Annotated in this window: 8 protein-coding genes; 3 read left to right on the top strand and 5 right to left on the bottom strand. The window is 40.0% G+C overall.

Translation table 11 applies throughout. The features are described 5' to 3' along the window. Nucleotides 1–1,019: 1,019 nt before the first annotated feature. Nucleotides 1,020–1,430, top strand: a complete 411-nt coding sequence (locus tag BFP75_RS06185) for a response regulator (protein WP_099544324.1) — start codon at nucleotides 1,020–1,022, stop codon at nucleotides 1,428–1,430. A 191-nt stretch (nucleotides 1,431–1,621) separates the two neighbouring features. Then, the gene (locus BFP75_RS06180) at nucleotides 1,622–2,011 is read left to right on the top strand and encodes a response regulator (protein WP_099544322.1); all 390 of its coding nucleotides are present in this window, start codon (nucleotides 1,622–1,624) and stop codon (nucleotides 2,009–2,011) included. Nucleotides 2,012–2,016: 5 nt separating this feature from the next. On the opposite strand, the gene BFP75_RS06175 is transcribed toward BFP75_RS06180, so the two are convergent. Together BFP75_RS06175 and BFP75_RS06170 are read right to left on the bottom strand one after the other, a co-directional pair. Beyond that, nucleotides 2,017–3,402: a DUF5689 domain-containing protein gene (locus tag BFP75_RS06175; RefSeq protein WP_240531711.1), complete on the bottom strand. Its 1,386-nt coding sequence runs from the start codon at nucleotides 3,400–3,402 to the stop codon at nucleotides 2,017–2,019. Continuing rightward, on the bottom strand, nucleotides 3,402–6,143 hold the full coding sequence (locus BFP75_RS06170) for a carboxypeptidase-like regulatory domain-containing protein (protein ID WP_099544320.1): 2,742 nt from the start codon (nucleotides 6,141–6,143) through the stop codon (nucleotides 3,402–3,404). The genes BFP75_RS06175 and BFP75_RS06170 overlap by 1 nt, the downstream gene beginning before the upstream one ends. Before the next feature lie 192 nt (nucleotides 6,144–6,335). Here BFP75_RS06170 and BFP75_RS06165 point away from each other — a divergent pair, with 192 nt between their 5' ends. Then, on the top strand, nucleotides 6,336–7,376 hold the full coding sequence (locus BFP75_RS06165) for an endonuclease (protein WP_099544318.1): 1,041 nt from the start codon (nucleotides 6,336–6,338) through the stop codon (nucleotides 7,374–7,376). A gap of 242 nt (nucleotides 7,377–7,618) precedes the next feature. Here BFP75_RS06165 and BFP75_RS06160 read toward each other — a convergent pair whose 3' ends face one another. The 3 genes from BFP75_RS06160 to BFP75_RS06150 form a co-directional block, all read right to left on the bottom strand. After that, nucleotides 7,619–8,215 (bottom strand): DUF1080 domain-containing protein, encoded by a 597-nt coding sequence (locus BFP75_RS06160; RefSeq protein ID WP_099544337.1) that lies wholly within the window; start codon nucleotides 8,213–8,215, stop codon nucleotides 7,619–7,621. Between the two features lie 11 nt (nucleotides 8,216–8,226). Continuing rightward, nucleotides 8,227–8,664: a hypothetical protein gene (locus BFP75_RS06155; RefSeq protein ID WP_099544317.1), complete on the bottom strand. Its 438-nt coding sequence runs from the start codon at nucleotides 8,662–8,664 to the stop codon at nucleotides 8,227–8,229. Nucleotides 8,665–8,752: 88 nt separating this feature from the next. Then, nucleotides 8,753–12,007, bottom strand: coding sequence for a carboxypeptidase regulatory-like domain-containing protein (locus tag BFP75_RS06150; protein WP_099544315.1), 3,255 nt, complete (start codon nucleotides 12,005–12,007; stop codon nucleotides 8,753–8,755). Between the last annotated feature and the right edge of the window lie 57 nt (nucleotides 12,008–12,064).

Here is a 12,064-nt window from a genome sequence, read left to right as displayed (position 1 = left end):
ACTTGACCAAAAGTCCCTCAAGTTCAACAACACGGTCGGCCAAACGACGGTTCGCACGCTCAAGATTCTCCAAACGAACCAATAACTCCGATATGAACTTATCCTTTTCGATAACCGAAAGATCCGATAATCTTTCGTAGGATCCAAATGAATTGACAACTTTATCAGCACTGATTAGTTACAATATAATCAACGCTGGACTATTTTAAATTCACAACCTATATTACTGGCAATACCTATGAGGTAAACGTTCTATAATCAGTCCTAATTTGTAGCACATTTAATCATCCTTTTTTACTAAAGGGAACATTTTCTACTTAATAAACGCTAAATACTCGGTGAAAACTCCTATTTTATATTAAACCTTTTTAAAAGTATCTTTTTGGAATACCGGATTGAATGTAATGTAGGTTCAGGTTCAAAAAATAGGCGCTTCCAATTAAATAACATAACCATTATAACAAATAACACCTGCAACCATATTGATTGCAAAAAAGCTTTTTGACAAAGATAATCGGAACTAAAACTAAAGAAAAGAGATTACGGAGTAATTGCCAATATAGAAACTACAAAAACAGTAAAATGCCAGAAGTTATTTGGTAAAAACGCTCTAAAGGCCAAATAATATTTAAAAATAAATCCTACCGGATCTACAATATACATCCATGGAAAATTAAAATTTGCTTTACACAAAGGTGGGCTCCGATAAGTTAGCATATATATTTGCGTATATCACTGTGTGTTTTGATTGCTTTTTTTTTACTTTGTGCCCCATCCTTTAGCATGGGCTATAACCTGACCAAGCACTTGAATTTAAATTTGAATCAGAAGCGACCTATATTTCGGCAAAAGTGTATTCTGTTGTCATTTTTCAAGAAATAGCAATGTAAATTCAATAGGCAACACTAATAAACCTTTTTCCGAGATAAAAAAGGAAAATGGAAGTTCCCATTTTGCAAAAAAAGTAGACCAGACAAAAACAAAACGTTTACAAGCGAATAAAAAGTGAAATCTTAGTTATGAATAAAGTTGGAAGGTGTTGTATTATAGATGATGATCCCATATTTATATATGGAACCAAGCGAATTATGAAAGAAACCGATTTCTATGAAGACCTTATCGTATATAGCAATGGGCAAGAAGCACTGGAGGGGTTAGATCAAATTTGCACAATAGGGAAAAAAATCCCAGACGTCATTTTTTTGGACCTAAATATGCCGATCATGGACGGATGGGAGTTTTTAGACCAATTTATTAAGTTGCACGGTGATAAATTTTATGGGACCCTCATTTATATTTTAAGCTCCTCCGTAAACCCTAGGGATTTGGAAAAAGTAAAAAACTACAAAGTTGTCAATAAGTATATCCTAAAACCCATTACCCCCAATGACCTGGAAAATGTTTTACAAACCTTAAAAACTAAAAGATGACTATTATCAGTCAAGATCAACCCATTATTTTATAGCTTTACCCAAAATTTTAGATGGTTGATTATAGTAACTACATATTAATGGGGTCCAAAACATACTGTTTAACCTTAAATAGTAGCTATTATAATTGACCAATAATTTTTACTTAGATATCAATTTCAAGAAAACCATTTGGGTAAATAATTCCTTTCATGAGTAAGATTACTAGTTGTTGTATAATTGATGATGATGAGTTTTTTGCATTTAACATAAAAAAACTCATGAAGGACATAAAGTTTTGTGAAAACGTTCTTTGGTATGCAGATGGGCAAGAGGCTATTGATAGTTTGGTGGGACTGCTAATTGAAAACATCCCTTTACCGGAAGTAATACTTCTAGACCTTAATATGCCCAACAAGGATGGTTGGGCCTTTTTGAAAGAGTTTGAAAACATACCGAAACACCAACGTGAGAAGGTAAAGGTTTATATTGTTAGTTCCTTTGTAAGTCCGGAAAACTTGGCCAAGGCAAAATCCTTTTGTTGCGTTGAGTCCTATCTGATAAAACCGTTAACTGAAAAAGCTTTGAACAATTTAATGTAAGGTGACTACCTAATGCCTGGTGTAAAGTCTCCAGGGGCCAATTGGGGCAAGTTTATGGTACCCGCATCCCCAGAATCATTGAATATTTCCCATTGTGAAAATTGATATACGGGACTTCCCTGTAATACTTCCAACTTTCTTTGGGCCCTGCCATCCTCAAATTCATGAACGGTACCCGTACCGTCCTCACCGGGCACCCCAAACGTATCTATAATTTTTCCGAAGGGATCTACCAAGACGAGATTATCATCGCCATTGGAATCTGCCGGTGAGTTGGTGCCCGCATCCACATTGGGTGGAAAGCCATACACCTGTTCAAAAACCAATGGATTGGGCGATAATAACAACGTACTTTCCCCATCAATAACATATCCCGATAAATCCGTTGAGGAGCTCACCGTTTCACTATCATTGGTATACCGTAAGATTTGCCAACCCTTCAAGGATAGTGACTCTGTAGACGAATTATAAATTTCCACAAACCTGGCATCAGGATTATTATCGGGGTCCGCCAATTCTGAAAAGAAAATGGAATTGGCGGTAAATTCATCCACGAAATCCTCGCACCTCTCCTGCTTGAAGTCTACATCGTCCAAATCCCGAATGACCAACTTAAAATCATTTCCATCCTTCACAAGAACACCCGTAATACTTCCTCTATTTTCAGGCAATAAAACGGATTGAAAATCGGCAAAACCGCTATTCAACAATACCAACTCATTATCCTCGCAATCCACTAGTATACGCTCCGTTTCCTCCTCTTTTTCAGCAAAGGGCCTGCCCAGTTCATCCATAGAAAACTCCAAATCTTCCAGTTGCACCAATGTGCCTGCATTAGTATCCCTTACATCCGGAATTGTTAAGACATCAGGTGTCACAGTGGTAAATCCTTCACAGGCAACAAAGACATGTTCAAAGACTTGATTGTAGGGCAATCTCCCCACTGAGACATTCCCAAACGAAGTAAATACGCCCCCAATTTTATACTGATTTCTTGAAACTCCCAAATACAAACCTTTCAGCTTGATCAAAATCTTGTCCCCAACCTCATAAAAAAGATGGGAATCCCGCATGTCAATTTCAATCTGAAGACCATCGTTGGGGTTATTTGGACTATTCTGAAAATACAGCACGTTGAAAAAGTTGTTTTCCCTATCCGATGAGATTACATAGCCTTCAATAACCCAATCTTCCTGTATTTGGACCGTCTCCCCTTGATAGTATTCCTTAAGTTCCTGAAATCCTGTGTTCGCAGTTAAAGTTGCATCACACGAAGGTCTCAATACCTCAAAATCCTTGTTATTGACACAGGCAAAAATGGCCAATGCCATAAGCAATGGTATGCCCTTATTAATGAACCTATATCCTGTATTTGAAAAATATACCATCATCAAAAACTTAGGGCTATGTTTAAAAAATAGGTCCTTCCATATCCATACCAGTATTTTGGGGCAAAGGAAGGGTTGCCACTCAGATTGTCCTGTCTCAACTGACCAAAGTTTCCGTTTCTACTTTGTTCATAACCTCCCGTTCTAAAAGTGGCATCGAACACATTGTTAACACTGGCAAAAATTCCAAGGTACTTACCGTTTTTAAGCCAGGATTTTCCTCCCACCAGGTTCAAAAGATAAAATTTATCCAAAGGTTTTTGTTCCAATAGGGCATTTACGTTTTCCGCTGTTGCATCGGGGAAACGCTGCCCGGTCTCCGGATCCAAAACAAAGCTGTCAGTTCTCGTTATTGTAGAAATATTCGCATAATTGTTGGCAAGGTAGTTGGCCGTGGCACCTACCCACCAATATTTGGGATCTCGATATTCTATGCCGAAGGCAAAGGCCTGTTGTGGACCTTGTCCCAGCTTATAGCCTTTTATCTTAGCGGGTCCCAGATCTTGGAATCCTTGAATATTTATAAGGTCCTCTTCTGCCGAAGCGGTGTCAAAATTAATGGTCACCGAGGGATCACTGGCATAGATGAACTTGCCAATGGAGGAAACCAACGATACCTTTACCGTGGGGGAAACTTGGTATTCCAACCCCAATTCCGTGCCCAAATGGAGTTTGTCCAAATCCGTCAATACCTCCTGAACAAAATCGGACCCCACCCCAGAATCCACAAAAAAGAAGTTTACGTCCGTAAGATTTTGAAAACGTGTATAATAGCCGGTTATACGCCCAGTAAGCCTTGGAAGGCGAAGAAAATAATTGACATCCAAAGTTGAAATGGTTTCCGTTTGTAGGTTTGGTACGATGGCATTGGACTCCCTAGGGTTCACGAAAACATTTTGAAGCAAAGGCGCCCTTTTGATAAAGGCTCCTTGCATGGACACCCAATGCCTCCCCGTTATGGCACGGGTAAGGCCTCCCTTGAACCGAAAATTTGAAAAGGCAATGTTCCTACTTGGACCAAAGGAATTATTAGGAAACCTTTCATTTTGAAATTCACCGATCCTTTGATAGGTACTCTGGTTAAATTGCCCTGCCATGAACAGTTTCCATTTGTTCAAATCAATGGAAAGTTGTGAATAGGCCCTAAACTCAGAAGCCTTAAAATCAAAATGATATCCAAATATATCACCGTCTCGCCTCTCAAAATCAGAACCTAGGTCATTTCTGGTATCGGAAAAAGGATCGATGTCCGCATGAAATTCCGCCCCCAGCAAATCGTCCACTTCGGCGAAATTTTCAGATCTTAGGTATCGGTTCATGACACCAAAATCTAGTTTTATGTTAGGGCTCCATTGAATATTTCCGTTTAAATTGGCCGTGAACTGGGTGTCCGCAGCCACGTCGCTATAGAGTAAATACGCGGCTCTACCTCCCAAGGAAGAATTGGCATTGGCGTTATAAACATTTTGCCAATTCCATTGTGGATTTTGCAGGAAACTATTCCTTGCCATTTCTGCACTGATAAAGTTTGCGCCTATGGGACTATTGACATAAAAACTGGGGAGGTATCTATAATAGGTGGGGTCTGGGTTAGGGGCGTTATAGTAGCCAAGTCTGCTACGTTTATGACTTCCCTGTTGGTATACCGTCCCAAAGGAGAGGTTCAATTTTTCGGCATTATAAAAATAATTGAGGATGAACATGGGTTCTGAAATATAGCGCTCACGTGAATTCCTGATCCTTCCTTCCTGAAGTCCCCAATACGGGTTGTATCGCTTTCCTGCCAAACGGAATACCTCTTCCGTAAGGGCCGAAGACCGGCCCCTTCTATTTGTCGTTACTATCCCGGATAGTAAAAAACTATGATGCTCATTGACCTTATATTCCAACTGGCCACTTAGGGAATAGGCATCGTACAGCGTACCATCCAAAAAACCTTCGTTCGCCCACCTTCTGGAGCCGGAGAGTACGTAAGCCAATCCATTCTCCTTGACTCCCGAATTATAGGTCGCCATGAACCTGCCCGAATAGGTCCTATTAGATGCCGATGAAGAAATCCGCGTTCCCGGCCTTAGCTTGGAGGGTCTTAAATCAATATTGGTATTCCCCAAAATGCCTCCGAAGGTATAGTCTGAAGCGTCAAGTCCGTTGGTGTATTCTTGGTTTCTTGTTATATCATTGAGCCCGCCCCAATTATTCCATTGGGGACGTCCATCAAAAATTTTGTTCATGGTGACTCCGTTCAAGAGCACTTCTCCCTCTTGGGCGTCATAACCACGTACCCTAAAAAAAGCCTGACCAAAATCAAAGGCTGCCCTACTTAGAAAAACATCCCGGGTCGCCTGTAAAAGCCCTAAAGTATTGGAGGTAGACTCATCATCCAATAGTTCGGCATCGGTTAGGGTAATCAGATTATCCTGCTGCTCAAAGGAGATGTCCCTTTTTAAAATTATCTTTCCTAGGTCCAGTTCCTTCCCGTCGAGGACCACCGGAATCCTTTTGGATTCGTAATCTTGATAGGCAATCCTTAGAATGAATTCCCCGATCAAATCGGTCCGCAACAAAAACGACCCATCCATATTTGTCATAGTTTCCAAACCATCTCCTTCAATACTAATTTTGGCACCTTCAATGGGCGTATCATTGGTTTCATTGTAAACAGTGCCGGAGACGGAATAACCTGTTTGTCCGAATGTGGTATTGAAAAAGACAAAAATCAGTATAAGGTATATGCCCCTGTACATGGTGGTTGGTTAGTGCAAAAAATTAATGGAATCCTAATATATTTAAAAACAATGGTTTAACTCTTTTTTTTGCTTAAAAACCATATATTTCGGTTTTAATGTTCCCTCAAGTAGGGGTGTAAAGCGGGCGAACAGATTAAATTTACCATAGGTTAATGTTCAAAAATAAAGGCGTTAACTAAAATTACACCTATGAAGAAAGTGAGCTTATTATGTGCCCTATGGTACACCCTTTTTGGCTTTGGACAAGAGCAAAAGGAGTACCAAATACGGACCATCGCCTTTTATAATCTTGAAAATTTGTTCGACACCAAAAATGACAGTTTGGTGTATGACGATGATAGAACGCCTACGGGAAAGGACCATTGGACCGACGAACGTTATTGGAAAAAAATTGAGAACCTTTCTAAGGTTATATCCGATATTGGTTCGGACAATACACCCTCGGGTCCCGACCTACTAGGTGTCTGCGAGGCGGAAAACCGAAACGTTCTTGAGGATTTGATCAATCATCCCTTGCTTAAAAAAAAGAACTATGGTATTGTACATTTCGATTCTCCCGATGAACGGGGAATAGATGTCGCCCTCCTTTACGCAAAATCTTCTTTCATACCTATTTCCTTTGTGAGCAGAAGATTGCTTTTGACCAATGAAGAAGGTTTTAGGGACTATACACGGGATCAATTGGTTGTTGAGGGGCTATTGGACAACGAAAAGATGTATGTAATCGTGAACCATTGGCCGTCTAGAAGTGGCGGGGAACTAAGAAGTAGGCCTTTTAGATTGAAAGCTGCGGAATTAAACAGAAGAATCATAGATTCACTCAGGTATTTGGACTCCAGCGCAAAGATTGTCAGTATGGGCGATTTCAACGACGACCCGATCAGTCCCAGCTTAAAAAAAATACTAAAGGTAAAAGGGAAAGAAAAACAACTCGATTCCATGGGCCTCTTTGGCCCCATGGAAAAATTGTTTAAAAAAGGTGTGGGTTCATTGGCCTACAGGGACCAATGGAACCTATTCGATCAACTGTACCTAAGTGCCAACCTTGTCAAGATCAAAGAAGGATATCATTTTTGGAAAGCGAATATCTTCAACCCGCCGTACCTTATCGACCCAAAAGGTATGTATAAAGGATACCCGCTACGCACCTATGCGGGAGGCAGTTATATTGGGGGCTACAGTGACCATTTCCCTGTCTATCTTCATTTGATCAGGGAACTTCAAGAGTAAAGGGAAATTTAACTAGAAATAATTGTTCAAAAATCCCAAGCACCAAATTCCAAATACCATTAGGTAATTTACAGGATTTTAATAAAGACCAACAAACAAAACGTAACCCATTTCATACCAAAACAATTAAATCCAGAAAAAAATTTAGAAGTAATGGGTTCCCATACCTATAAAAGTAGGATCCGTTTTGTTTCCGATTATCATAAATCACATAGGTAGTATAGCATATCATAATTGACCCCTTAATCCAGTGGGGTCAATTCGATGTTTTTCCATTTAACATTGATACCTCCACCATCGTGAATTTGAAGCAGTATGGAACCTTCTCCTTTACCAATTATCCGGTCCTTAAAGGAAACCATCTCCGTACCATTTAGCCATGAGGTTATTTGTTTGCCATCCACTTTAATGGTCATGTGGTTCCAGTCCCCAAATTTCAGCGCCGCATCCTTTTCCAGTTTTGGTTTCTTTAGCCATTGCCTTCCGTAGGATTCATAAACACCTCCCGTAAATTTGCCTGGTGGTGCGACCTCTACCTGCCAACCGCTCACCGTGGTTCCTTCAACACTGGATCTAATAAAAACCCCACTGTTCCCATCAGCCTCCTGTTTAAAATCAAGATCAAGTATGAAATTTTTATATTCCCTTTCTGTTCCCAAATACCCATAACCCGCATCGGGGCCACTTTCACATATTAGTAATCCATCTTCTACATACCATTTTTCGGTACCAAATACTTCCCACCCCTCCAAATCTTTCCCATTGAATAAAGAAACTGTCTGGGCCTTCAAAGCATTACAGGAAATGACGGCAATTATAAGTACTAAAAAGTTCTTCATCCCTACTTTCCTTAAAACCATTGACTCCATGGAATCCTGCTTAAAATTAATACCAAACCTATACCGTAGAAAATGGCTATACTCTTGAACTTTTTATCGCCTTCTACAAACTTTTTGTGTCTAGACCAACCAATGGTTATAGCAGCAATTGCAAGAATATTTACAAAAGGATGTTCAACGGCCAATAATCGAGCTGCAGAAGTTAGTCCGCCCATACCGAATTCCTGGATAGCGCTCAATCCGCTAGGGGAGATAAAATAAAGTAAAAGGCCCACCAACAATTGGATGTGACAGATTATTAGGGTAAATAAACTTAATCGAAGGTCCTTGTTCATAGTGAAAACCCTTTTGCTAATCAATCCGCTAATGGGATTTATTACGGCAATAATCAATATTGCCAAGGCTACATAGGCCAGATAGGAATGTAGCATTTGAATGGTTTCGTACATACTATTGTTTTAAATGAATTTTAAAAATAATGATTTTTAGCCATAAAAAACCCCGCTAAAAGCGGGGCTTTAATTAAATAACTAAATATTAGTTGAAAAGGTAACGGATTCCAACCTGTAGTCTCCAGGTATCTCCTAAACTAGTAGAAGGCCTAAAACTCTCTCTAGGCAACTCAGAAGTTCCAGATACCGTATTTAATCTATAGATTGGCTCATTTGAGGCATTTCTACCTCGGTAATTCAAAATATTGTTTTGCAACGCGAATTGAGGAACGCCCCAATCCGAATTGAACATATTGCCAATGTTTAAGAAGTCCATAGACAATTGAATCTTATTTTTGTTGTCCTTTGTCAGATTTATATCTTCTGTGATTCTTAAATCGTAACGATTGACCCATGGTAATTTTGCGCCATTTCTTTCGGCAATAGTTCCGCGGTTTTCACTCAAATATTCATCCTGTGCAATATAATTGTTCAATGCATTGATTTGGGCTTGTTCTGAAATAAACACCCCACCGGCCGTATATTCTTCAAAATTAAGCTCAGAAGCGTCATTAGGAATATATATTAACCTATTGGAGTTATCCCCAAAGTTTCCAGAATATGTGTAGCTATACCTTCCATTTTCCCCACCTTGCCAAAATAGGGCTATAGTTGTATTATCCGTTTGATAGTTCAAATTGGCAATAAACCGATTTGGTTGATCGAAAGAGGCAAATCCTAGTCTTGGATTATTCCTATCTTCCTGAACGGTAGCTGTCCATAATGAACCTGCCTGAGAACCTCCAGAAGCATCCAAATCCCTAGCTCTGGAAGCTGTATAAGCGATCATGGCATAAAAACCATTATCAAATTGCTTTTGAAGTTGGGCCGTAAATGAATAGTAGTCTGCCTTTTCATCAGCATTTGTTAACAAGAACACATTACGGAAATCGTCATCATTGGAATATCCTCCATCCCAATAGGGACGTTGATCGGGACCTGCCAAAGTACCATCGGGCTGCCTTAATACAGGGTTATAAACAATAGGTGTAGAAACATCCCTAGAATAAATGAAATCCAATGTACCTGTAATGCCCCATGGCAATTGATGATCTACCCCAATATTGGTTCGCCAAACCTGTGGCAACTTAAACTCACGATCCGTCAAATTCAACTCATTGGACAAGGTCTGGCCTGGGTTGGTTGGGTTTCCAAAAGTAACATCAGGATTAAACTGATAGTTCGGCCCTAAAAAGTCTACAACTTCATCACCTTCAAAACCTAATCCTCCACGAACAACACCAGAACCATTTACCTGGTTGCTTAGCCATACAAAAGGAATACGACCTGAAAAGATACCGGTTCCACCACGTACCTGGGTTTTACCTTCCCCGTTCACGTCCCAGTTGAAACCCACTCTTGGAGACCACAGTGGTCTAACCTTAGGAAACTGGCTTACATCTGGAGTAAACGTATTTCCATCTCCATCAGTAAAGGTCTTGTTCAAATCATCCAAAAGGTCATTCCTTGGAATATCTGTTGCATAGAAAGGAAAGTCAACACGTAAACCTCCTGTTAATTTGAAGTTGTCGTTTACCTGGTACTCATCTTGGAAATAGATACCGAACTGGCCAAAATTGGTTTCATCTACCGGAGGAGTTGTTGAACCGTCCAATGCAAAACTCTTGGCAAAGGCATCTGGATAAGCTCCAGGAGTACGATTTATAACGGTCTCTACGAAACTGTCATAACTGGTAAACCTGTAGAAACCATTGAATACAGGGTTAAAGGCATTTTTAAAGGTCATATACTCAAAGTTTGCGCCTATAGTATATGTGTGGTCTCCTGAATATATGGAGAAGTTATTGGTTACGTTGAAAACATTGTTTTCCAATAGGTTTCCTACCGTAAACAATTCATTACCCAAAGCAGTATAGTACAATAAGTTACCAGAGGGGTCTGGCTCCAATACTTCGATAAATGGAAAGTCTTGTCCACCAGGAATCCCTCTTTTTGGATCGCTGATTGCTGTGTAACCGATATTCAATTGATTGGACATATTGTCCGCCACTTTGGAGTTCCACTCCCCTACCAGGGATTCCACCAAACGATCGTTGGTGTAGTTGGCATTGGCAAAGGTAATTGCCTCAATTCCTTGTCTGCTAGTATTTCTATATCTTGTTGGCAGAAAACGATTGGAATTCCCATTAATTCTTACATCTTCGGAAGAATTATATCTATTGTAACGCAACGAAAACTTATTGTTTTGATTCAAGTTATAATCCAATCTTGCATTGAATCTTGTCTGCTCCGAAGCAAAAGGATAATTTTCATAAGGCCCCGTTTCGTAACCATAAAGACTTTGCATGCTTTCACTAATGAAATCCAATTCAGAGCCTGGCACCCTGGAAATAAGCAAACCATCTGGAGTTAACCCACCTCTCGAAGCTTGCCTAGTAAAACCTGGTACGGCTTCCTGTTCCTCTTCATAACTAACAAAGAAAAAGAGTTTATCCTTGATAATAGGACCACCAAGACTTACACCTTTTATATCATTTTGTGAGTCTCCTCGGTTAAGTTCTAGACCTCTTAACTTATTGCCCTGCATCTGATCATTTCTCAAATAGTAATAAACAGATCCCTTGAACTCGTTTGTCCCTGATTTAGTAACGGCATTTACAGATGCACCTGTAAAACCAGCCAAACGTACATCAAATGGAGCTAGGTTTACCTGTACTTCCTCAATGGCGTCCAAAGAAATTGGGTTTGATCCTGCAAATTGACCAGATCCAAGTCCAAAGTTGTTGTTATAGATGTTTCCATCTATCGTGTAATTGTTAAAACGACTTGAGGTACCCGCAAACGAGGTGCCGTTTGATTGTGGGGTAAGCCTTGTAAAATCATTGATACTTCTACTGATAGTTGGTAAAGCATCAATTTTTTCCCTTGAAAGGTTTGTGGTTGGTCCTGTCCTGTCCGGGTCAATGATCTCCCCTCTTTGCGAAGTAACGATCACCTCTTCTAGCTCAACTCCTTCATTGAGTGTAACCTTAAGGTTATAACTTTGTCCCAAACCAAGGGTTATCCCCTCAAAAGTCTTATCCTGGAATCCAACATAGGTAACTTTTACCATGTAAGGCCCCCCAACACGAATATTAGGTAAGTAAAACCTTCCATCTTCGTTTGAAATGGCTCCGTAAACCGTTCCAGATGGGGTATGGGTCGCAACAATGTTTGCTCCAAATAATGATTCCCCGGCCTCATCCGAGACAGTACCCTGCATACTCGAGGTAGTTACCCCTTGTGAAAAGGCAGTCACGGTCAATAAAAAAGCCGCAATTGCAAAGTAGATTTTTTTCATTTTTTCTTGTATTTGTTAGTTTTTAAACCGGTGCAAAAATCTCGTATTTTTAGACTT

The sequence above is a fragment of the Maribacter sp. 4G9 genome (genome assembly GCF_002742265.1).
Classification (GTDB): Bacteria; Bacteroidota; Bacteroidia; order Flavobacteriales; family Flavobacteriaceae; genus Maribacter.
Note: the sequence above shows the minus strand (reverse complement) of the source record. Positions and strands in the feature narration are given on the sequence as shown.

What these genes read in the sequence shown, in the direction of transcription:
- BFP75_RS06180 (WP_099544322.1), top strand. Translation starts at nt 1,622, where the DNA reads ATGAGTAAGATTACTAGTTGTTGTATAATTGATGATGATGAGTTTTTT.
- BFP75_RS06150 (WP_099544315.1), bottom strand. Translation starts at nt 12,007, where the DNA reads ATGAAAAAAATCTACTTTGCAATTGCGGCTTTTTTATTGACCGTGACT.
- BFP75_RS06185 (WP_099544324.1), top strand. Translation starts at nt 1,020, where the DNA reads ATGAATAAAGTTGGAAGGTGTTGTATTATAGATGATGATCCCATATTT.
- BFP75_RS06165 (WP_099544318.1), top strand. Translation starts at nt 6,336, where the DNA reads ATGAAGAAAGTGAGCTTATTATGTGCCCTATGGTACACCCTTTTTGGC.
- BFP75_RS06170 (WP_099544320.1), bottom strand. Translation starts at nt 6,143, where the DNA reads ATGTACAGGGGCATATACCTTATACTGATTTTTGTCTTTTTCAATACC.
- BFP75_RS06160 (WP_099544337.1), bottom strand. Translation starts at nt 8,215, where the DNA reads ATGAAGAACTTTTTAGTACTTATAATTGCCGTCATTTCCTGTAATGCT.
- BFP75_RS06155 (WP_099544317.1), bottom strand. Translation starts at nt 8,664, where the DNA reads ATGTACGAAACCATTCAAATGCTACATTCCTATCTGGCCTATGTAGCC.
- BFP75_RS06175 (WP_240531711.1), bottom strand. Translation starts at nt 3,402, where the DNA reads ATGATGGTATATTTTTCAAATACAGGATATAGGTTCATTAATAAGGGC.